Annotated in this window: 29 protein-coding genes, 9 tRNA genes and 1 other RNA gene; 3 read left to right on the forward strand and 36 right to left on the reverse strand. The window is 22.6% G+C overall.

The features are described 5' to 3' along the window. Nucleotides 1–44 precede the first annotated feature (44 nt). The 13 genes from AAHM89_RS10495 to AAHM89_RS10555 all read right to left on the reverse strand — a co-directional run bounded on the left by AAHM89_RS10495 (nucleotide 45) and on the right by AAHM89_RS10555 (nucleotide 11,082). Entirely contained in the window at nucleotides 45–614 is a 570-nt protein-coding gene (locus AAHM89_RS10495) for a DNA (cytosine-5-)-methyltransferase (RefSeq protein WP_342266314.1), read from the reverse strand. A 283-nt stretch (nucleotides 615–897) separates the two neighbouring features. Continuing rightward, nucleotides 898–1,317 (reverse strand): transposase family protein, encoded by a 420-nt coding sequence (locus AAHM89_RS10500; RefSeq protein ID WP_342266315.1) that lies wholly within the window; start codon nucleotides 1,315–1,317, stop codon nucleotides 898–900. 23 nt (nucleotides 1,318–1,340) lie between these two features. Continuing rightward, entirely contained in the window at nucleotides 1,341–1,556 is a 216-nt protein-coding gene (locus AAHM89_RS10505; RefSeq protein WP_339047170.1) for a hypothetical protein, read from the reverse strand. After that, on the reverse strand, nucleotides 1,546–1,764 hold the full coding sequence (locus AAHM89_RS10510) for a hypothetical protein (protein ID WP_339046964.1): 219 nt from the start codon (nucleotides 1,762–1,764) through the stop codon (nucleotides 1,546–1,548). The genes AAHM89_RS10505 and AAHM89_RS10510 overlap by 11 nt, the downstream gene beginning before the upstream one ends. A gap of 134 nt (nucleotides 1,765–1,898) precedes the next feature. After that, the gene (locus AAHM89_RS10515) at nucleotides 1,899–3,386 is read right to left on the reverse strand and encodes a VWA domain-containing protein (RefSeq protein WP_342266316.1); all 1,488 of its coding nucleotides are present in this window, start codon (nucleotides 3,384–3,386) and stop codon (nucleotides 1,899–1,901) included. Nucleotides 3,387–3,400: 14 nt separating this feature from the next. After that, complete coding sequence (locus AAHM89_RS10520) at nucleotides 3,401–4,978, reverse strand: AAA family ATPase (RefSeq protein WP_342266317.1); 1,578 nt, start codon at nucleotides 4,976–4,978, stop codon at nucleotides 3,401–3,403. Nucleotides 4,979–5,001: 23 nt separating this feature from the next. After that, complete coding sequence (locus AAHM89_RS10525) at nucleotides 5,002–5,622, reverse strand: hypothetical protein (protein WP_342266318.1); 621 nt, start codon at nucleotides 5,620–5,622, stop codon at nucleotides 5,002–5,004. A gap of 278 nt (nucleotides 5,623–5,900) precedes the next feature. Further along, nucleotides 5,901–6,362, reverse strand: a complete 462-nt coding sequence (locus tag AAHM89_RS10530) for a hypothetical protein (RefSeq protein ID WP_338957920.1) — start codon at nucleotides 6,360–6,362, stop codon at nucleotides 5,901–5,903. A 234-nt stretch (nucleotides 6,363–6,596) separates the two neighbouring features. Next, nucleotides 6,597–8,222 carry a hypothetical protein gene (locus AAHM89_RS10535; protein WP_342266319.1) on the reverse strand — a complete coding sequence of 542 codons (1,626 nt, stop codon included), beginning with the start codon at nucleotides 8,220–8,222 and terminating at the stop codon, nucleotides 6,597–6,599. 22 nt (nucleotides 8,223–8,244) lie between these two features. Further along, nucleotides 8,245–8,856, reverse strand: a complete 612-nt coding sequence (locus tag AAHM89_RS10540) for a hypothetical protein (RefSeq protein ID WP_338974048.1) — start codon at nucleotides 8,854–8,856, stop codon at nucleotides 8,245–8,247. 241 nt (nucleotides 8,857–9,097) lie between these two features. Then, nucleotides 9,098–9,505, reverse strand: a complete 408-nt coding sequence (locus AAHM89_RS10545; RefSeq protein WP_339045908.1) for a transposase family protein — start codon at nucleotides 9,503–9,505, stop codon at nucleotides 9,098–9,100. Nucleotides 9,506–9,528: 23 nt separating this feature from the next. Then, the gene (locus AAHM89_RS10550) at nucleotides 9,529–9,951 is read right to left on the reverse strand and encodes a transposase family protein (RefSeq protein ID WP_339045912.1); all 423 of its coding nucleotides are present in this window, start codon (nucleotides 9,949–9,951) and stop codon (nucleotides 9,529–9,531) included. Between the two features lie 507 nt (nucleotides 9,952–10,458). After that, the gene (locus tag AAHM89_RS10555) at nucleotides 10,459–11,082 is read right to left on the reverse strand and encodes a DDE-type integrase/transposase/recombinase (RefSeq protein ID WP_342265927.1); all 624 of its coding nucleotides are present in this window, start codon (nucleotides 11,080–11,082) and stop codon (nucleotides 10,459–10,461) included. Nucleotides 11,083–11,194: 112 nt separating this feature from the next. Here AAHM89_RS10555 and AAHM89_RS10560 point away from each other — a divergent pair, with 112 nt between their 5' ends. Both AAHM89_RS10560 and AAHM89_RS10565 read left to right on the forward strand, forming a co-directional pair. Further along, a complete protein-coding gene (locus tag AAHM89_RS10560) occupies nucleotides 11,195–11,617 on the forward strand; it encodes a transposase family protein (protein ID WP_339045912.1) in 423 nt (140 codons plus the stop codon). A 23-nt stretch (nucleotides 11,618–11,640) separates the two neighbouring features. Next, nucleotides 11,641–12,048, forward strand: coding sequence for a transposase family protein (locus tag AAHM89_RS10565; RefSeq protein ID WP_342266320.1), 408 nt, complete (start codon nucleotides 11,641–11,643; stop codon nucleotides 12,046–12,048). Between the two features lie 283 nt (nucleotides 12,049–12,331). On the opposite strand, the gene AAHM89_RS10570 is transcribed toward AAHM89_RS10565, so the two are convergent. From AAHM89_RS10570 to smpB, 23 genes are all read right to left on the reverse strand, one after another. Beyond that, on the reverse strand, nucleotides 12,332–13,309 hold the full coding sequence (locus AAHM89_RS10570) for an IS3 family transposase (protein ID WP_342265776.1): 978 nt from the start codon (nucleotides 13,307–13,309) through the stop codon (nucleotides 12,332–12,334). A 135-nt stretch (nucleotides 13,310–13,444) separates the two neighbouring features. Then, on the reverse strand, nucleotides 13,445–14,053 hold the full coding sequence (locus tag AAHM89_RS10575) for a hypothetical protein (RefSeq protein WP_342266321.1): 609 nt from the start codon (nucleotides 14,051–14,053) through the stop codon (nucleotides 13,445–13,447). A 395-nt stretch (nucleotides 14,054–14,448) separates the two neighbouring features. Further along, nucleotides 14,449–14,524 (reverse strand) — tRNA-Asp (locus tag AAHM89_RS10580). Nucleotide 14,525: 1 nt separating this feature from the next. Continuing rightward, nucleotides 14,526–14,600: transfer RNA gene (locus AAHM89_RS10585), tRNA-Met, on the reverse strand. A gap of 21 nt (nucleotides 14,601–14,621) precedes the next feature. Further along, nucleotides 14,622–14,711 (reverse strand) — tRNA-Ser (locus AAHM89_RS10590). Between the two features lie 13 nt (nucleotides 14,712–14,724). Beyond that, nucleotides 14,725–14,801: transfer RNA gene (locus tag AAHM89_RS10595), tRNA-Ile, on the reverse strand. A gap of 7 nt (nucleotides 14,802–14,808) precedes the next feature. Then, nucleotides 14,809–14,885: transfer RNA gene (locus AAHM89_RS10600), tRNA-Met, on the reverse strand. A 32-nt stretch (nucleotides 14,886–14,917) separates the two neighbouring features. Then, nucleotides 14,918–14,993 (reverse strand) — tRNA-Ala (locus AAHM89_RS10605). 11 nt (nucleotides 14,994–15,004) lie between these two features. Further along, a tRNA-Pro gene (locus tag AAHM89_RS10610) sits at nucleotides 15,005–15,081 on the reverse strand. 1 nt (nucleotide 15,082) lies between these two features. After that, nucleotides 15,083–15,159: transfer RNA gene (locus AAHM89_RS10615), tRNA-Arg, on the reverse strand. A 107-nt stretch (nucleotides 15,160–15,266) separates the two neighbouring features. Then, a tRNA-Cys gene (locus AAHM89_RS10620) sits at nucleotides 15,267–15,342 on the reverse strand. A gap of 346 nt (nucleotides 15,343–15,688) precedes the next feature. Further along, nucleotides 15,689–16,096 carry a transposase family protein gene (locus AAHM89_RS10625; protein ID WP_339045908.1) on the reverse strand — a complete coding sequence of 136 codons (408 nt, stop codon included), beginning with the start codon at nucleotides 16,094–16,096 and terminating at the stop codon, nucleotides 15,689–15,691. Between the two features lie 23 nt (nucleotides 16,097–16,119). Then, nucleotides 16,120–16,335 (reverse strand): hypothetical protein, encoded by a 216-nt coding sequence (locus tag AAHM89_RS10630; protein WP_339047170.1) that lies wholly within the window; start codon nucleotides 16,333–16,335, stop codon nucleotides 16,120–16,122. Next, nucleotides 16,325–16,543 (reverse strand): hypothetical protein, encoded by a 219-nt coding sequence (locus tag AAHM89_RS10635; protein WP_339046964.1) that lies wholly within the window; start codon nucleotides 16,541–16,543, stop codon nucleotides 16,325–16,327. The genes AAHM89_RS10630 and AAHM89_RS10635 overlap by 11 nt, the downstream gene beginning before the upstream one ends. A gap of 158 nt (nucleotides 16,544–16,701) precedes the next feature. Further along, nucleotides 16,702–17,117, reverse strand: a transfer-messenger RNA (tmRNA) gene (gene ssrA / locus AAHM89_RS10640). Between the two features lie 57 nt (nucleotides 17,118–17,174). Further along, a complete protein-coding gene (locus tag AAHM89_RS10645) occupies nucleotides 17,175–17,567 on the reverse strand; it encodes a BspA family leucine-rich repeat surface protein (protein WP_342266322.1) in 393 nt (130 codons plus the stop codon). 221 nt (nucleotides 17,568–17,788) lie between these two features. Then, nucleotides 17,789–17,944: an MspA/MspB/MIB-like signal-anchor domain-contatining protein gene (locus AAHM89_RS10650; RefSeq protein WP_342266323.1), complete on the reverse strand. Its 156-nt coding sequence runs from the start codon at nucleotides 17,942–17,944 to the stop codon at nucleotides 17,789–17,791. 85 nt (nucleotides 17,945–18,029) lie between these two features. Continuing rightward, a complete protein-coding gene (locus tag AAHM89_RS10655; RefSeq protein WP_342266324.1) occupies nucleotides 18,030–18,299 on the reverse strand; it encodes a hypothetical protein in 270 nt (89 codons plus the stop codon). Nucleotides 18,300–18,509: 210 nt separating this feature from the next. Beyond that, a complete protein-coding gene (locus AAHM89_RS10660; protein WP_339045908.1) occupies nucleotides 18,510–18,917 on the reverse strand; it encodes a transposase family protein in 408 nt (135 codons plus the stop codon). 7 nt (nucleotides 18,918–18,924) lie between these two features. Continuing rightward, nucleotides 18,925–19,362 carry a transposase family protein gene (locus AAHM89_RS10665; protein ID WP_339046404.1) on the reverse strand — a complete coding sequence of 146 codons (438 nt, stop codon included), beginning with the start codon at nucleotides 19,360–19,362 and terminating at the stop codon, nucleotides 18,925–18,927. A 100-nt stretch (nucleotides 19,363–19,462) separates the two neighbouring features. Next, nucleotides 19,463–20,125, reverse strand: coding sequence for a hypothetical protein (locus tag AAHM89_RS10670; RefSeq protein ID WP_342266325.1), 663 nt, complete (start codon nucleotides 20,123–20,125; stop codon nucleotides 19,463–19,465). Between the two features lie 91 nt (nucleotides 20,126–20,216). Next, complete coding sequence (locus tag AAHM89_RS10675) at nucleotides 20,217–20,489, reverse strand: hypothetical protein (RefSeq protein ID WP_342266326.1); 273 nt, start codon at nucleotides 20,487–20,489, stop codon at nucleotides 20,217–20,219. A gap of 27 nt (nucleotides 20,490–20,516) precedes the next feature. Next, a complete protein-coding gene (smpB, locus tag AAHM89_RS10680; RefSeq protein WP_252320720.1) occupies nucleotides 20,517–20,948 on the reverse strand; it encodes an SsrA-binding protein in 432 nt (143 codons plus the stop codon). Nucleotides 20,949–21,224: 276 nt separating this feature from the next. Here smpB and AAHM89_RS10685 point away from each other — a divergent pair, with 276 nt between their 5' ends. Continuing rightward, entirely contained in the window at nucleotides 21,225–21,617 is a 393-nt protein-coding gene (locus AAHM89_RS10685; protein ID WP_174480342.1) for a hypothetical protein, read from the forward strand. Nucleotides 21,618–21,659: the final 42 nt, after the last annotated feature.

Here is a 21,659-nt window from a genome sequence, read left to right on the forward strand (position 1 = left end):
TTTAGCTTTTTCTGATATTTCTTGTTCATCTAAAAATACTTTTTCTAAAAAAAACTCATTTTATATTTTAATTCAATAGGTTTTGGAAATTTAAAATCAGTTTCATTTAAAAATCCAACAACAAAAAGTCGATTTCTACTTTGTGGAATACCATAATCTTTAGCATTTAAGAGTTTATAGTGAATATTATAACCCGTTTCTTTAAATTTTTGTTCAATTATTTTTCAAGTCTGACCTTTATTATTTGTTAGTAACCCTTTAACATTTTCAAAAATAAAAACTTTGGGTTTTATTTCATTTACAAGTCTAATAAATTCAAAAATTAATAAACCTCTAGTATCTTCCAACCCTTTTTGAAAACCAATCGAACTAAAACTTTGACATGGAGAACCACCTACAAATATATCAACTTTATTTTTAAACTTACTACCATCAATATTATATACATCATCATATCATTGATTATCATTTATTTTATAATTTGCAAAGTATGTTTCTTTAACATATTTATCATTATCACAAGCAAATAATATTTCATGTTCAATATCCATTTTTTTAAGCGCTTGTTCAAATGAACCAATACCACTAAAAGAGGTTGCTACTTTTAATTTCATATTCTTACCTCCATTAATTTATATTCAAAAAGAATTATAACAAAATAAACTTATATTTTAGTTTATTTTTATTTTTTATAATATTTATATTTTAGACATATTCCGTAATTAAATTTAATTAATTGTCAATAAAATTGTTTTAAAACTATTTAGTGTTATTGAATATAGAAATAAATATTTTTTGAAAAAATAGTTTAAAAAATGAGTTTACATTTTAAACAAAAAATTGTTAATAATATTTTTATATTAACTCGATAAAAATTTAAATTTTAAAAAAATATTTTTAATATTTTTTTTGTTTTAATGGTTTTATTTTATTAAAAATTTCACAAAGTAAGTTAAATCTTAAGTACATAAGTCTAAATTTAGATTTTCTACATTTATTTACTAAAATTTTGAATCTTTTCAATCAAGCAAAGACATGTTCAACTTTAATTCTAATTTTAGATACAATCTTATTGTATTTTCTTTCTTGTTTAGTTAATTTTTTATTTTTAGTTCTTTTAATTGGTATTATTGTATTTTTATAAATATTTTGTATACCTTGATATCCTAAATCACCAATAATTATTGTTTTTTCTGAAAATTCAAGATTTGAATTTTTTAATATTTGAAAATCATGCACTTTACCATTATCAGCAAAAATATCAACAATTTTTTTAATAAAAAAATCATATACAATTTGAAATTTTATAGAATACATTCAACTTTTACCAGAAAAATATTCTAACTGTAGTTTTTTTTAGTTGGTCTTTCAATTTCAATCTCAGTTGAATCAATTAAATAAAATTGAAATTCATTTGAATTTTCTTGTTTTTTATCAATTTTTAATTTATATCTTTCTTTTAAAAATTGGTAATCTTTGTGGTTACTAAGTTTATTTTCTACTCAAGTAATATTTCGAAAACAACTTGATGGGCTCATTTTAGATTTAATACTCATTTGAAAAAAAAGTATAATATTCTTTTCAGTATAATAAAGTCATCATTAATCTTTCTTCTACTGAAAGTTTATTTTTTCGACCTTTATTTTTTTCTAATTTTTCTATTTCAATTAATTTTTCTAACATTTCATTAAAATGAAAACGTTTTATACCAAAATATCTGTAAAATTCTTCATTTTTTAATTTTTTTAAATTTTCAAAAATCATTTTTATCAACACTTTTCTAAATTTATTGCTAATAACAAAATTATAAAATAAATTTTAAAATTATTAATTGACTTTTAAAAAATTTAATTACGGAATATGTCTTTTATATAAAAATTATTTTTAAACGAAATGCATTATTTTATTTTTTTAGTTTTAGCTAAATTTAATGCAATTTTTCGCGCAGCAAATGGATCGCGAGGATCATAATGTCAATAATTAGTAAAATATTTTTTAAAATTATTAGACAATGTTGAAGAAGCAATATTAATAGCATGAAAGCGATTAGCTTTTGCTTTTAGTTGCAACATTAAATTAATATTATTTTTAGTAATATTAGCAGATAAAAAATCAGAAACTACCAATAAGTCTGCATTATGATATGTTTTAGATTGCATAATTTTTAAAGCATGACTAATAGCTGGATTAATATTAGTATGTCCTTTAAAACTATGACCTAAAAAATGAATTAGATTGGGAATTGATGAAACTAAATTAGATAAATCATAAGTTTCAAATTTACCAGAAAAATTGATCATATAGCATGGTCTTTTTTCTTGTAAAGCAATTTTACTAATAGCAAGCGCAATTGATTTTGCAATAATTTCTGGACTATGACTCATCGATTTAGATGTATCAATGCATAAGATAAAAGGGCCTTCACTTTCGGGAATTGGTACTTCTACAACTTCTTCAACAAGATGTTCAGTGGCAACTAAATCCATTGATTCAAACTCTGTAATTGCTAACTTTTCTTCAACAAATTTTTTATAAAAAATAGCATTTAACTCTGGAATAGCAAGATTAACTAATTCTAATGGTAATAAATGTTCTAAAACTTTACCCTCGGTAATTCCTACTATTTCTTCAGGCCATTTTCCTAATGGCTTTAATTGATATTCAATTTGTACTTTTTGATGAACCTGCTTTTCTGTTAAACCCGAAATTCCTTTTCAACGACCAAGTAGTCTAGCAATTTCAATAATAGCTGGATTCTTATTTAAAATTTCACCATATTGTATAATAGTATTTAAATTAATTTTTTTAAAATCATTTAAATCTCCTTCTCAAAATCGTCCAAAAAAATTTCAAGCAAAACCAACTATATGTCTTACTTCATTAATAATTTTAATATTATTACTTCACATTGTTAAATATTTTTGACGCATTTGCATAGTTTCAAATAATTTATAATTTACAATTCTTTGAACAATTAAACTTTCTCAATGTCTTATAAAATTATCAAAAGTTAATTTACTATTAAGTTTACGATCCTTAAATTTTTCTTGAAAATAATGAAAATAATTAATCATTGGTGAATCAAGAATTTTTGCCCTAGTGTAAATTTCTTGTCAATTATTTTTTAATCTATCAATACCATTAATCATAACTCAGAAATATAATCGTAATTCTCTTTTAATGATGGGACTAATAACAATATTTTTACTTTTTTCTAAAACTTCATTTAAATAAAAATGACTAATTTGTTGATCAAATTCTGGAGCTAATCAAGCAAAATTTTTTTTAAATCAAGTAAAACTACTTAAATTTGTTTCTGATAAAGACATTTTTTTCAATTTAGTTTCTAAAATTTGTGAAACATGGGATTCAATTAATTGTTCCATAATAATCACCTATCTTAATTAATATCAGAATTATTATTAGTATCATTAACATTTGGAATAGTTATTGGTGAATCTTCAGTTAGTGATTCTGATGAAAGAGTCGTTTCGGTTTCTGCTTCTGGTATTTGTGAAATTTTATCAAAAAATGCCATTTCTAATAGTGATTTAAATTGTTCATCAAAAAATATAGAATCGGTTTTACTTAAACGATGATATTCTTGTTCAAAATGTACTTTTAATTCATTAATTTGTTGCTTTAAATCTTTCATTTGACTATTAATATTTCCAAATTGTGATTTACTATCAGTATTAGTTAATTCAACTTGAATTATAGAATTATTTGTAATATTTATTAATTCACTAGAATTCTTTAATTGCAACTCAAACTTCTGATTACCTTCCATTTTACTTAAACTTTTACCATAAAATAATTGAATATTATGACTCTTTTTATTACGTCGTAATAATAACTGAAAATCCTTTCTACTAATAAAACAAATTGGAAACTCATCACTATGTCATAATAAACGATAATATATGCCTTTAATTTGTTCAGAAAATGGATTGGAGTAAATAGATGGTTGATTTTGACTATCTTTAATGTTTTCGGCATTATTACTTAATGTTTCCAACTCACTTTCCAGTTCAATCTGATTTTGTTTCAATGTGTAAGTTAAATCTTCACAATATGCTTCATTGAAAAGTTTTGTATACTCTTTTTCTTGATCTTCATTATCTCAAATACAGTAAGGAATAATCAATAAATCAGGCTTATCAGTAGTTGTTCTACCATTATAATAAGCTGAAGCTTTTATTAATTTAGCAATTTTTTTTCATCTTCGATCGGAAATGTAAGCTTTACCATTAGTTGCTTCTGTTAAAATTTTACGAAAACGAGAAATAAAATTTAATGTTTCTTTGCTTAAAGTAACAGTAGTTTCCAATTCTTTTAATCACTTTTCATATTCAGAAGTTTTAATTTGTAATTCAAGTGGAACTTTTACTTCTAAACTAGTAATACTTTCTAACATATCATTAAAATTTTCTTCATTAGTTAAACCATAAACTATCATTCTAATAATAAAACGATCAAATAAAGCTTCTAAACCTTTACCACTTTCTGGTAACTCATTAGAAGCTGAAATTAATAGTTTTAATGGTACTTTGATATCAACACCACCATTACGAAAGATTTTTTCATTAATAATAGTTAGTAATGTATTTTGAATTGAAGGGCCTGCTTTTCAAATTTCATCCAAAAAAGCAATATCAACAGCAGGCAAATATTGATCAATAATTCTTACATAGTTACCTTTTAATAAATCTTTGATTGAGATTGGTCCAAAAATTTCTTCTGGAGTAGAAAAACGATTCATTAAATATTCAAAATTTCGCCCATCATGGAGCGCATATTTAATTCGTCGTGAAATTAATGATTTAGCAATTCCTGGTAATCCTAATAAAAATATTGATTCTCCTGATAATAACGCCAAAATAGCAAGTTTAAAAACAGTTTCTTTTTCATAAACATCAGCGCTAATTACTTTAATTAATTGTTCAATTCGCTTAGAAAGTAAACTATCTGTACTCATTTATATTCTCCTTTACTTATTATTTATTCGACACTTAATTCTCTTCTTACATCATCACTTTTAACAATTAATAAACAAGCAGCAATTAATCATAAAACAGTTATTAGTAAAACAATAATCATAAATATTGGAACTTCTCCAGAAACAGTTTCATTTACTAATCCATTAACCACTAACAAAATTGTACAAAATACTTCTAAAACTATAAAATAAGCAATTGCTAAAATAATATAAACAATTGATCATCCAAACATAGCACTAGCAGTGCGACCAATCGCTACTGGTAAATAAAATATAAAATTAAATCCCAGAGTTATAATTAAAAATATATAAATTATATAAGTTGGGTTCATGTTACTACCTTTATTACTCAAAATTTGATTAACCAAATTGTTAGCTAAAAAATAAGAAAAAATTAAATGAAAACATGAAACTGTAAGTAACAAAATACGAGCAATATTTTCCATTTTTGAACTTCAATACATTCTTTTAAATTTAATACTATCACTTAATAACGGATTATAAGTAGTAAAACGTTGTTCTTCAATATCTTTAAATGATGGATTATCATTATTTGGTTTGATAATACTATTATCAACATTTGACAATGGAGTATTTTTTAAGTCATCTTTTTTTTCTTCCATATATCTAACACCCCTTATTTTTTATTTATATTATAACTTATTTTAGGTATTAAAACTTAATAATAGTATTTGATATAAATCAAAATTATAAGTGTTTAATTTTACAAAATTATCAAATTTAAATTTATTTTTTTAAAATATAATATGGCAAAATTAAAAACAAAAAAATAATTTTTAAATAAATAAGAAATTATAAATCATTATAAATCATTATATAAAATAAAACATTTTGTTGATTCACTAAAAATAATACTTAATATATTTTAAAAACAAAATACCTAATGAACATAATAACTGTTAATTATTTCACATTTTTGGATTGCATCTCAAAAATTATTATTTTTTATTTTTACTTTTAAACCAATAATTAAAAAAGTTAATGCAATAGTAAAAAATCCAAAAATTGGAGTTAAAATTATACAAAAAATAACTCCAATTTGTAATTGAACTCAATCATAATAACCATCATAATTATGAACTACTGATGAACATATATTTTCTGCAGAATGATTTAAAATATAATTTACACTCATATAATTTAATAAACTAAATCCATTTGTTATTTCTATTGTTATTTCTATAATAAGTCTTTTTTCTTTATATAATTTAAGATGTTCAAAAAAACTTTTATTAAAATTAGAAAAACCAATTAACATTAAACCAATTACCATAATTAAAATAGTTAAAATAAATAAAAATAAGGTTACTAATTTTAATTTTTTATACTTTTGCAATATCATTTATAATTTTCCTTTCAAAATAAAAACCCATTTGCTTTTATCTCAACAAACAATGGGTTAAAAACTACTATATTATTTATATTTTTTATACACAAGAATAATAACAAATTTATATTAATTTTACAATTAATAACCTATATAATTAAAACAATTTTATATAAGTAGTATGAATATTAAATTATAGTTATCAAAATTTAACCCATTTTCATAAAATCAATACTTATTTTTAAGTATTTAAATTCACTTTACTTTAAAAGTAAAATTAAAACTATGGGGCTTGGGAACATAGTCACTGCTTATCAAATCTTTTCCAATATGAAATCTAATTTTTTTAATATCATTAGTCTTAATAATATCAGTTGCCTTTAATGATAAATTATCACCATCAATATCTAAAAAACTAAAAGCACTTAACTCATTAATTTGCACCTTTAAAGCTTTAACAAAATATCCTTTAAAAGTAGCAAGTGATTTAATAACAAGATTTCAATTAATATTTGGATCAACCGTCGAATCAGGATAATCTAATAAGAAAAAAGTAGAATTATTTTTTGCAAATTGATACATTTCTTGTCAATATTTATTTTCTAAAAAAGTTTCTAAATCACCAATATTAATATAATCATTAACATTAATATTTTCAATACTATTATTTATTGAATTTGAAAAGCCAAAATAATAACTCAATTCCTTATATTTAAAATGATTACCACTATTATCACTAGTCAATAATACATGTGGAGGACTATATTTTATTAATGATTCATCACTATCTACTGCTTCTTGTACCATACTAAAAGGAACAAAATCAATAGGATTAACTTTAAGATAATCAATAACCTCTTCAATACTTGTTGGTTTTAAATCAATGAAATCATAAACAACATTTGGATTAGAAACATATGTTATATAAAAAGGTTTTAATGGAAAATTTGAAGAATATGAATAAAGATTAACATATTCTTTGGAACTATTCACAGCATTACCAACATAATTTAATTCGGGATTATGAACTAATTCGAAATATGGTTTAATAGTAGCTACATCATTAAAATCAATATCTGCTAAAGGAATTGTTGATATTATTGGATAAAGATGAGTATCACTAGCAAATTCTTCTTTATAATCATTAATAAATTTATTAATTTCATCTTCGATTGTTTTATAAATAACAGTATTATCAATTTTATCCGCATAATAAAAATTAGTTGGTAAATAACCATGTGTTCATTGTTCTTGCAAATAATCACTACCATTTGGAAATTTTCCTGAAATATGTTTACTAAATTTTCCTTCAAATTGATTAAACATCATAAATTTTTCATAAAATTTAGCAGTATTTTTAATTAATGCAATTACTGGTATTTTAAATTCAATAAATGAAGATTGTAACTTTAATTTTAAATCAAATTTAGTAACACCATCAGTTTGAATTAAACTCTTATCTAATTCATCATTACTATTGGGTTTATAAAAAGTGAAATCATAATTAGTAATATTAGTTGGAAAAAAACTATCTCATCAAGATTCTTTTATTAATAAATCAAAAACTTGTTTTTTTGATTCTTCTTCAAAAAATGGCAAACGTAAATTTTTATTACTACTATCAATTGGAACATCATTCATATCAACAATAATTGATTCTTCTGGAATATTTTGTTTAAAATCACCAATATTAAAAGCACTCTGCATAGCAAGAGCAATAAAAAAGGTGCTAATTGCTAAACCAATTATCATAATTAAAGAAATAGTTATTGTCAGAAAAGTTTTTTTTACTTTTACTGGTTCTACTTTACCAGTAACGTATTTAGTAATATTATTTAGTTTTCTTCAATAATCATTATCTTTCTTTTTAGCCATATATTATTCACCTAAATTTCCATTATCTAAAACTTAATTCATACATTTTAATAATACTTTTAATTAAATATTTTTTATTTTCAATAGTATTTAATCATCAATGCAAAATAGCAATTCATCATAATAAGAGTGCTATAACCGCGAAAATCAATACTGTGATTCGATAAGGACTGTCACTATAAGAAAACATAAAAAAACTAATACCAATAATTATTAAATTAACAATAGAACCAAATATTAAAAAAAATAAACAACTTAAACCAATACCTCTAATAGTTTTAGATAAAAAAACGGGTAAAATCATAATTAAAATTATAAAAGCAAATAAAACAGTAACTAACATTGCTACTACTTTTAATATTGCACTTTGAAAAACTGGTGCTGATGGTATACCAGGAAGATTAGCAACCAATTGACCAAAACCAATGCCATTAAAAAAAATCAAACCAATTCAAAAAATTTGAATAATTAAAATAAATATTCGCGAAAAACCATCACCAAGACTAGTAAAGTAAACTCTTGTTAAATTTAAATCTAATAATGAAGGTAAAGGAGTTTCCTTTAATTTCTTTAACTCTTTTTGACCAATAAGATTACTTGTAGTTAAAAATTGTTTATCTAATGATTTATCCATATCTTTCACCCATCCTATAAAATAATTATAATGCATTTTGGACATATTCCGTAATTAAATTTAATTAATTGTCAATAAAATTGTTTTAAAACTATTTAGTGTTATTGAATATAGAAATAAATATTTTTTGAAAAAATAGTTTAAAAAATGAGTTTACATTTTAAACAAAAAATTGTTAATAATATTTTTATATTAACTCGATAAAAATTTAAATTTTAAAAAAATATTTTTAATATTTTTTTTATTTTAATGGTTTTATTTTATTAAAAATTTCACAAAGTAAGTTAAATCTTAAGTACATAAGTCTAAATTTAGATTTTCTACATTTATTTACTAAAATTTTGAATCTTTTCAATCAAGCAAAGACATGTTCAACTTTAATTCTAATTTTAGATACAATCTTATTGTATTTTCTTTCTTGTTTAGTTAATTTTTTATTTTTAGTTCTTTTAATTGGTATTATTGTATTTTTATAAATATTTTGTATACCTTGATATCCTAAATCACCAATAATTATTGTTTTTTCTGAAAATTCAAGATTTGAATTTTTTAATATTTGAAAATCATGCACTTTACCATTATCAGCAAAAATATCAACAATTTTTTTATTAAAAAAATCATATACAATTTGAAATTTTATAGAATACATTCAACTTTTACCAGAAAAATATTCTAACTGTAGTTTTTTTTAGTTGGTCTTTCAATTTCAATCTCAGTTGAATCAATTAAATAAAATTGAAATTCATTTGAATTTTCTTGTTTTTTATCAATTTTTAATTTATATCTTTCTTTTAAAAATTGGTAATCTTTGTGGTTACTAAGTTTATTTTCTACTCAAGTAATATTTCGAAAACAACTTGATGGGCTCATTTTAGATTTAATACTCATTTGAAAAAAAGTATAATATTCTTTTCAGTATAATAAAGTCATCATTAATCTTTCTTCTACTGAAAGTTTATTTTTTCGACCTTTATTTTTTTCTAATTTTTCTATTTCAATTAATTTTTCTAACATTTCATTAAAATGAAAACGTTTTATACCAAAATATCTGTAAAATTCTTCATTTTTTAATTTTTTTAAATTTTCAAAAATCATTTTTATCAACACTTTTCTAAATTTATTGTTAATAACAAAATTATAAAATAAATTTTAAAATTATTAATTGACTTTTAAAAAATTTAATTACGGAATATGTCTTTAGTAAAATCTCGAATCTGACTTGGTGTAAATCATGAAAATTGTTGTAAAGTAAATGCTTGAATTTGTTCTTTTGTGAAATGTGGTATTTGTTTGGCTGTAAATATTTGAAGTTGTTCTTCTGTAAAAGATTGAATCTGACTTGGTGTAAATCATGAAATTTGGTTTTTAGTAAAATCTCGAATCTGACTTGGTGTAAATCATGAAATTTGGTCAAATGCAAAAGAATCAATGTCTGCACGACTGAATATTTGAATTTGTTCTTTGGTAAAAGATTGAATTTGTTCAACTGTAAATTTTTCTATTTGTTCAATTGTAAATGCTTGTATTTGTTCAACTGTAAATGCTTGAATTTGTTCTTCGGTGGTTGGCCCTTAATTACTGGACCATTTTTGATATAAAATTCTAAATTTTAATTTGTAAAATTGGTGGTTTTAGAAATTTAGAATGTATTCTTTCATAATTATAAAACATAACATATTGATTTACATCATTTATAGCTTCATTGATGGATAAATATTGATTTGATCCTTTAGGTAGTCATTCTTGAGATAAATGAGAAAATCAGTTTTCAGATAATACATTACCACCAATATCATAAGGTTGTTTTTTGCTTAAAATTATTTGTTTATCCTCTGCTCATTTTGTGATATCCTGACAATAAAATTCGTTGGCGTTATCTGAATGTAAAATAACATTTTTTACTTGATTTCAAGAAAATTGTTTGTTGATTTTTTCAAGAGCAGGAAGAATTAAATCCTGATATGATTTATTAGGAGCAATATTATAACTAACAACATTATTTGAATAAAAATCAATAATTACAAAAAGATATAATCATCCTTCTTTAGTATTTATTTGTTTAGTGTCCATTGATCAAATTTGATTTGAAGAGGTTGTACTTTTATAATCTTTGTTTACTTTATCCATTGTAGGTATTCACTTATTTGGATTTTTTTTGTTTTTAGGATAGTTATTTTTAGTTTGTTTTAATCCTTGAATATTGTGTTCTTTCATAATTTTTCGCATTTGTTTTATTAGACATATTCCGTAATTAAATTTTTTAAAAGTCAATTAATAATTTTAAAATTTATTTTATAATTTTGTTATTAACAATAAATTTAGAAAAGTGTTGATAAAAATGATTTTTGAAAATTTAAAAAAATTAAAAAATGAAGAATTTTACAGATATTTTGGTATAAAACGTTTTCATTTTAATGAAATGTTAGAAAAATTAATTGAAATAGAAAAATTAGAAAAAAATAAAGGTCGAAAAAATAAACTTTCAGTAGAAGAAAGATTAATGATGACTTTATTATACTGAAAAGAATATTATACTTTTTTTCAAATGAGTATTAAATCTAAAATGAGCCCATCAAGTTGTTTTCGAAATATTACTTGAGTAGAAAATAAACTTAGTAACCACAAAGATTACCAATTTTTAAAAGAAAGATATAAATTAAAAATTGATAAAAAACAAGAAAATTCAAATGAATTTCAATTTTATTTAATTGATTCAACTGAGATTGAAATTGAAAGACCAACTAAAAAAAACTACAGTTAGAATATTTTTCTGGTAAAAGTTGAATGTATTCTATAAAATTTCAAATTGTATATGATTTTTTTAATAAAAAAATTGTTGATATTTTTGCTGATAATGGTAAAGTGCATGATTTTCAAATATTAAAAAATTCAAATCTTGAATTTTCAGAAAAAACAATAATTATTGGTGATTTAGGATATCAAGGTATACAAAATATTTATAAAAATACAATAATACCAATTAAAAGAACTAAAAATAAAAAATTAACTAAACAAGAAAGAAAATACAATAAGATTGTATCTAAAATTAGAATTAAAATTGAACATGTCTTTGCTTGATTGAAAAGATTCAAAATTTTAGTAAATAAATGTAGAAAATCTAAATTTAGACTTATGTACTTAAGATTTAACTTACTTTGTGAAATTTTTAATAAAATAAAACCATTAAAATAAAAAAAATATTAAAAATATTTTTTTAAAATTTAAATTTTTATCGAGTTAATATAAAAATATTATTAACAATTTTTTGTTTAAAATGTAAACTCATTTTTTAAACTATTTTTTCAAAAAATATTTATTTCTATATTCAATAACACTAAATAGTTTTAAAACAATTTTATTGACAATTAATTAAATTTAATTACGGAATATGTCTATTGATAATTCTATATTTAAAATGATATTTTTTTCTTGGGTGGTTGGCCCTTAATTACTGGACCATTTTTGATATAAAATTCTAAATTTTAATTTGTAAAATTGGTGGTTTTAGAAATTTAGAATGTATTCTTTCATAATTATAAAACATAACATATTGATTTACATCATTTATAGCTTCATTGATGGATAAATATTGATTTGATCCTTTAGGTAGTCATTCTTGAGATAAATGAGAAAATCAGTTTTCAGATAATACATTACCACCAATATCATAAGGTTGTTTTTTGCTTAAAATTATTTGTTTATCCTCTGCTCATTTTGTGATATCCTGACAATAAAATTCGTTGGCGTTATCTGAATGTAAAATAACATTTTTTACTTGATTTCAAGAAAATTGTTTGTTGATTTTTTCAAGAGCAGGAAGAATTAAATCCTGATATGATTTATTAGGAGCAATATTATAACTAACAACATTATTTGAATAAAAATCAATAATTACAAAAAGATATAATCATCCTTCTTTAGTATTTATTTGTTTAGTGTCCATTGATCAAATTTGATTTGAAGAGGTTGTACTTTTATAATCTTTGTTTACTTTATCCATTGTAGGTATTCACTTATTTGGATTTTTTTTGTTTTTAGGATAGTTATTTTTAGTTTGTTTTAATCCTTGAATATTGTGTTCTTTCATAATTTTTCGCATTTGTTTTATTGATAATTCTATATTTAAAATGATATTTTTTTCTTGTTTTAATCACTCTTTAAAAGCTGAAAAAATTCTTAAATATCCATAAATTCTGCCTTTTCTTGTAGAATGAAATTCGATTAAAAGTTGGCATATTTTTTGATATTTATGATTGCATTTAATAATATGATTTTCTTCTTTTTTAATAGGTTTTTGTTTATTTTTTAAAAAGTAATATGTTGATCTGTTTAATTGAAGATATTGACATAGGTTTCTAATTGAATATTGATTTTTACAATCATCAATAATTTTAATTTTTTCTTTGATATTTAATTTGTTAATTACTAATGCTATTTGTTTAATTTTATCCATTAATAAAAATCCTTTCAGGTTAAAATTAGTGTTAATTATATAACACAATTGTTTTTAGAATACATTCAGGTTTTTTAAATTAATGGTCTAGTAAAAAGGGCTAAGTGGCAAGTGGCAAGTGGCTTCTGTAAAAGATTAAATTTGTTCTGGTTTAAATTTTGGTATTTGTTCGTTTGTGAAATATGGTATTTGTTCTTCTGTAAAAAATTGAATTTGTTCTGGTTCAAATTTTGGTATTTGTTCGTTTGTGAATGCTTGAATTTGCATTTTAGTAAAATTTGTAATCTGACTTGGTATAAATCATAAAATTTGGTCAGATGTAAATAATCTAATCTGTCATGGTGCAAACGCTCGAATTTGTTCTAATGATAATGATTGAATTTCCTTTTCTGTTAATGATTTAATTTTCTGACTAGTATACATTTCTAAATTCGAACGAGTCGAACGTTTTTTTCTATTTAAACTTAATGAAGTTACTTTTATTGGTTTTAATGTAAATGTTTGAAATTGTTCTCTTTGAATTATTTTTTTGATTCTTTTATTCTTAAACTTTAAAACTTGTGCTGGTGTAAAGGCTGCAAGTTGTTTTTTAGTAAATCATGAATTCTGCTCTTTAGTAAATCATGAAACTTGTTGTAAAGTAAATACTTGAATTTGTTTTTTATTAAACATTTTAATGTGTTTTTGTGTTAATAATTGTAATTGTTCTGCCATTAGTAATTGTAGTTGTTCTTTAGAACTCATTTCAATATTATATAAAAATTTAATGATAATATATTTTTTAAAATTGGTTCATTGATACCATTTTCTAATGTTAATGCATTATTCGCTGGTATCAATGTCTCAACATTATTGCTACTTACGATACTTGAAGATGAGTTATTAAAGATTAATAAATTATTTAGCATATTTTCGCTCCTTTTTAAAAATTAAAAACTATTATTTAATAATAGTTAAATTTAAATAAAATTATACTTATTATTTAAACTATACGTGTATTTTAATATTCTTAATTTACTTAATCAATCAAAAACTTTCTTCCATAATGAGTAAAATAATTATTCATTATACCAATAAAAAAAGAGTAAGACCTTTTACTTACTCTCTAAATTAATACTGCTTATGTTTTATTTTCTAAATGGCGGTCTTGACGGGGATCGAACCCGCGATCTCCTCCGTGACAGGGAGGCGTATTAACCACTTTACCACAAGACCGTGGTTGCGGAGACTGGATTTGAACCAATGATCTTCGGATTATGAGCCCGACGGGATACCACTTCCCCACTCCGCGATGTATAAAATTTAATAATAATGGAGGAGGCTGAGGGATTCGAACCCTCGAGCACTTGCGCACTGACAGTTTTCAAGACTGTTCCCTTCAACCGGACTTGGGTAAGCCTCCGAGTATTTAAGTATGGTGGACCCTATCGGATTCGAACCAATGCTCGCCCGGTTATGAGCCGGGAGCTTTAACCAACTAAGCTAAGGGTCCTAGACTATGGTAGCGGGGATGGGACTCAAACCCATGGCCTCTCGGGTATGAACCGAACGCTCTAATCAACTGAGCTACCTCGCCAGTTTTAGTTTAAATGTTTAACCGATATATAATGGTGGACCCTATCGGGATCGAACCGACCACCTCCTGCGTGCAAGGCAGGCGCTCTACCAAATGAGCTAAGGGCCCTTATTTAATAATGGTCGGGAAGACAGGATTCGAACCTGCGACCTCTCGGTCCCAAACCGAGCGCTCTACCAAGCTGAGCCACATCCCGATGGTGCGCCTGGCAGGACTTGAACCCACAACCTTTTGATCCGTAGTCAAACGATCTATCCAATTGATCTACAGGCGCATTTAATTACTAAAATTTATAGTAACTCATTAAATCATTAAACCTAATCAATTATAACTTATTAAAAGTAATATTTACAAGTATATTTGCAAATATTATTAATATTTTGGAGGAGCCGATCGGATTCGAACCGACGATCAAAGTTTTGCAGACTTATGCCTTAAACCACTTGGCCACGGCTCCAAATATAATTAAAAAAATTTAAAGACTTTTCAATATTACCAAGACTAGTTACTATTTGCAACTTGTTTTACAATATTATTCATAAAATATTTAAATATTTTTTTATTATTTATTTCACTAGTTAAAATTTTATAAAGGTACTTAGGACATATTCCGTAATTAAATTTAATTAATTGTCAATAAAATTGTTTTAAAACTATTTAGTGTTATTGAATATAGAAATAAATATTTTTTGAAAAAATAGTTTAAAAAATGAGTTTACATTTTAAACAAAAAATTGTTAATAATATTTTTATATTAACTCGATAAAAATTTAAATTTTAAAAAAATATTTTTAATATTTTTTTTATTTTAATGGTTTTATTTTATTAAAAATTTCACAAAGTAAGTTAAATCTTAAGTACATAAGTCTAAATTTAGATTTTCTACATTTATTTACTAAAATTTTGAATCTTTTCAATCAAGCAAAGACATGTTCAACTTTAATTCTAATTTTAGATACAATCTTATTGTATTTTCTTTCTTGTTTAGTTAATTTTTTATTTTTAGTTCTTTTAATTGGTATTATTGTATTTTTATAAATATTTTGTATACCTTGATATCCTAAATCACCAATAATTATTGTTTTTTCTGAAAATTCAAGATTTGAATTTTTTAATATTTGAAAATCATGCACTTTACCATTATCAGCAAAAATATCAACAATTTTTTTATTAAAAAAATCATATACAATTTGAAATTTTATAGAATACATTCAACTTTTACCAGAAAAATATTCTAACTGTAGTTTTTTTTAGTTGGTCTTTCAATTTCAATCTCAGTTGAATCAATTAAATAAAATTGAAATTCATTTGAATTTTCTTGTTTTTTATCAATTTTTAATTTATATCTTTCTTTTAAAAATTGGTAATCTTTGTGGTTACTAAGTTTATTTTCTACTCAAGTAATATTTCGAAAACAACTTGATGGGCTCATTTTAGATTTAATACTCATTTGAAAAAAAAGTATAATATTCTTTTCAGTATAATAAAGTCATCATTAATCTTTCTTCTACTGAAAGTTTATTTTTTCGACCTTTATTTTTTTCTAATTTTTCTATTTCAATTAATTTTTCTAACATTTCATTAAAATGAAAACGTTTTATACCAAAATATCTGTAAAATTCTTCATTTTTTAATTTTTTTAAATTTTCAAAAATCATTTTTATCAACACTTTTCTAAATTTATTGTTAATAACAAAATTATAAAATAAATTTTAAAATTATTAATTGACTTTTAAAAAATTTAATTACGGAATATGTCTTTATAATTAATTATTAAATTAAATAATAAAAAAAGCACAATTGTGCATTTAATTTATGGTGGAGATGGCGGGGATCGAACCCGCGTCCAAAAGTTAACTGACTAACTGTATCTACAGTTTAGTATAATTTAGAAAAATCACTATTTAATAATAAATTATACGAAATTATGAATAGCTAGTTAATGGAAATTCGAAAAAATTTATTAACATCATTTTTTCTAGTTTATCCTATGATACGTTACTAATAATGATAAACTTGCTATTAGTAACGGTAGTATTTACTTCTTAAGTAATTAAGCAGGTAAAACTGCTTGATTTCCTAAACCAAATCCAAAGTTGTTTAACTTTGTTGTGAATCAGTTAGGTACTACGGTTTTAGTTTGTTTTCCGGTTATGAAACCTCGTAGTATTATGGTCTACCAAACCACTGCCACAATTAGTTGTTCACTCCTGTCGAAACCAGAACATCCCCGCTAATATTATACATTACTTTCTACTATAAAGCAATTTTTGGTTTTCTTAAAAATTACTAATAATTCTTTCATGCACCGGCAAACATAGAATGCATAGTTATTACATTTGAAACATCTCAACCCGAAATATCTTGATTAAATTTTCTTGCACCAGCAAACATACCATGCATATCTGTCACTTTATTTACATTTCAACTTGAAATATTTTGATCAAAAGCATGTGCATTAAAAAACATACCTCTCATAATTTTTACTTTTTCTACTCTTCAAACTGAAATATTCTGATTAAATGAAGTTGCATATGCAAACATATCACTCATATCTGTAACATTTGAAACATCTCAACCCGAAATATCTTGATCAAATGATGAAGCACTTTGAAACATCTGTTTTGTACTTGTTATTTCTGATGGTAACTGATCTGGCACTTTTTGAATTGTTTTTGGCATTTTAACAGCTTGAATTTCTCCAATTTTATTTTCATAAAATCCAATTTGAACAATTTCAATAGTTTTTATATCTGATAAGTCTATTTTACTAGTTGTTTGCTCTTCTCCATTACTATCAACGTAAATTGTATCTTGTTGTTGTATTATTGTATATTTATATATATTTATAACGATTTGATTGTCTATTTGAATTTGGTGGTTTAGGTAATAAAATCTTTGGATTAGATTGTGATTTTATTTTTTTCTTTTTCATTTTCTTCCTCGTTTTTTGCTTCTATATCAAAAGTATACAAAATACCAGCAGTGGCTCCACCAACTAAAGTAGTACCACCAACAATTGCAGTAATAATTTTCTTTTTTTTACTTTTTTCAGACATAAAAAAACCTCTCTTAAATTCTTATTTTTTTATAATATCATGACCATATTTTATATAATTTTATGTAGTAAAGTATTTAATATACTTAAATTTTATTTCAATTGTGATTTGTTAAAACATGATGCTTTTCTGTCACTCAATAATTTGAAGAAAATAACGTAATAAATATTAAACTAATAACAGTTAATAACGCAATAATATTACCAATATAAAACATTATTTCATTATTTAAAGTAATTAAATTATAATTAATAAAACTATCGAGTAAATCAACACTACAAGTTAAAATAGCTATACATGATGCATAAATTCCTGTGATAGGCATTAATTGTCGATAATTTCAATCTAAAACCAAACTATATAGGACATATTCCGTAATTAAATTTAATTAATTGTCAATAAAATTGTTTTAAAACTATTTAGTGTTATTGAATATAGAAATAAATATTTTTTGAAAAAATAGTTTAAAAAATGAGTTTACATTTTAAACAAAAAATTGTTAATAATATTTTTATATTAACTCGATAAAAATTTAAATTTTAAAAAAATATTTTTAATATTTTTTTTATTTTAATGGTTTTATTTTATTAAAAATTTCACAAAGTAAGTTAAATCTTAAGTACATAAGTCTAAATTTAGATTTTCTACATTTATTTACTAAAATTTTGAATCTTTTCAATCAAGCAAAGACATGTTCAACTTTAATTCTAATTTTAGATACAATCTTATTGTATTTTCTTTCTTGTTTAGTTAATTTTTTATTTTTAGTTCTTTTAATTGGTATTATTGTATTTTTATAAATATTTTGTATACCTTGATATCCTAAATCACCAATAATTATTGTTTTTTCTGAAAATTCAAGATTTGAATTTTTTAATATTTGAAAATCATGCACTTTACCATTATCAGCAAAAATATCAACAATTTTTTTATTAAAAAAATCATATACAATTTGAAATTTTATAGAATACATTCAACTTTTACCAGAAAAATATTCTAACTGTAGTTTTTTTAGTTGGTCTTTCAATTTCAATCTCAGTTGAATCAATTAAATAAAATTGAAATTCATTTGAATTTTCTTGTTTTTTATCAATTTTTAATTTATATCTTTCTTTTAAAAATTGGTAATCTTTGTGGTTACTAAGTTTATTTTCTACTCAAGTAATATTTCGAAAACAACTTGATGGGCTCATTTTAGATTTAATACTCATTTGAAAAAAAGTATAATATTCTTTTCAGTATAATAAAGTCATCATTAATCTTTCTTCTACTGAAAGTTTATTTTTTCGACCTTTATTTTTTTCTAATTTTTCTATTTCAATTAATTTTTCTAACATTTCATTAAAATGAAAACGTTTTATACCAAAATATCTGTAAAATTCTTCATTTTTTAATTTTTTTAAATTTTCAAAAATCATTTTTATCAACACTTTTCTAAATTTATTGTTAATAACAAAATTATAAAATAAATTTTAAAATTATTAATTGACTTTTAAAAAATTTAATTACGGAATATGTCTATATAACAAAACTGCAAATGCCAAAAGCAATATTGGATAAAATTTGTGAAATCAAAACTGCGTAAATATTAATAGTTACTAAACTAATCATAATACTTACTATATAGATTCCAAAACCAAAATATAAAGCAATATTAGCACTGAAAAAATAATATAATCATCATCCCAATAAAAAAACACCAATTACTTGTGGCAAAGTAGTAAATAAAGTTTTATAAACATGCCATCTTTGATCAATATTACTTATTTTATAATTAAAAAATTGAGAATTCATTAAATAATAAATTAAATAAATAGTTAATCCAAAGATAATTAAAATTATTATTTTTCATTGAGAAAAAGTTTTAATTTTTTTTAAAACCATTTCATCATGCATACCCATATTTTTTGGATCTTCTCGCAAAAGAAAAGACATGAAAAAAGTCAAAATGAAAAAACACAAAGCAGCAATAATAAAATAACTGATTTTTGAAATTGTAATAGTTGAAATATTAAGCGTAAGCATATTAATTGGTATAATAATTAAACTTGCCAATAATCCCGGAACAATAAGTATAGTAAAAGTTAAAAAAGCATGTGATTTTACAAAATATTGTTCATTGAACATTAATTCATGAACTCCCAATGATGCAGTACTCATTCCTAACGCAATATTTAACAAAATCAAAGATCAAAAATTTGGTACAATTAAAACTAAACAGCAAGTAACCAAAAGTCAACTATGCATTCATCAAATATACAACTTTCTTTTTTTAAATTTTGCAGTAAAAAGTAGTTGGTATAGCAAAAATAATTACAGTAAGCGAAATAATCACTGTAATACTAATTGCTTCAGTTACTAAATTAGTTAATGATAAAACTAAAAAATTATTAATAACTTTTAAACTATTAATACCAAGATAAAGAAAAAAATAATAACTAATAAATAATCATTGCCACTTATTTATCTTTTGCTTAAAAAGAAAAAATAAATAAAAACTTGTAAATAAACAAAAGATTATTAAGAAAGGTAATCATATTATCATAGTTTTTTTCCTTTCTTAATTAAATTATTATTTTTTGATTTGTCTTACTGCATCACGATTTTTAATGGTCTCTCTTTTATCATAATTTTTTTTACCACGAGCCAATGCTATTTCTAACTTTGCTCTACTTTTACTATTTAAATATATCATTGTTGGAACAACAGTTAAGTTTTTTTGCTTTTGTTCTTGTTGAATTTTTTTAATTTCACGAGCATTTAAAAGTAATTTTCTTTTTCTTAATGGATCAAGTATATAACTAGTAGTAAATTTATAAGTAGTAATGTTCATATTAATAATATAAGCTTCATTATTACTAAAAGTTACATAACTATCCTGTAAAGATACATTACCTAAACGAATTGATTTAATTTCAGAACCAGTCAAAACAATTCCCACTTCTAATTTTTCTAATAATTCATAATTAAAGTACGCTTTTTTATTTTTTGCAATTATTTTCATTGTTTCCACCATTATTTTCATAAACTTTATAATTAGATTATATAATAATAATTTCATAAATACTGAAATACTTACTTAAATTTGTTTTTTATTAAGAACATGCTATAATCTAATGAAGGTTAGATTAATCAATAGTTTTTCTAGCAATGATTAATGTAAAATTAAACATAAAATTAATATTTGTTGTATAGCGACCCAAGAAATAGATTTTATATTTGTTTTACGAGTTTTTGTTAATTTTATATATTAATAAACAACTGAAAGGAGTCTAAGGACATGGCAGGAGAGTTAAATACTAAACCAACAGCAGTAAAAAATAGTCAATTTTATCAAGGCGATTTGGGTTTTGATAAAAATAATAATGATAAAGTAATTATTTATAAGATTTTAACTGGTAAAAAACTTGAGGTTTGCAAAATTATTATTGATGAACAAAATCATATTTTAAAAATTTCTACGAAAACGGAAATTATTAATGAAGATGAATTTGAAATTTACACATTTGCTTTAGAAGCAGATACTGCTGATTTTATTTTAAAACTTATTGCTAAAAATCAAATTAATGCTGAAATTAATTATGCATTTATAAATAATATTGAAGATTCTTATAATATATCTGAATCAGACTCATTAGAAGAAAAAAAGAAAAAAATTAGGAAACTCTTTTAACTATTTATAAATTTCTTCTCAATTATAAACTGAACCATAACA

The organism is Spiroplasma endosymbiont of Villa modesta, from assembly GCF_964030925.1.
Classification (GTDB): domain Bacteria; phylum Bacillota_I; class Bacilli_A; order Mycoplasmatales; family VBWQ01; genus Spiroplasma_E.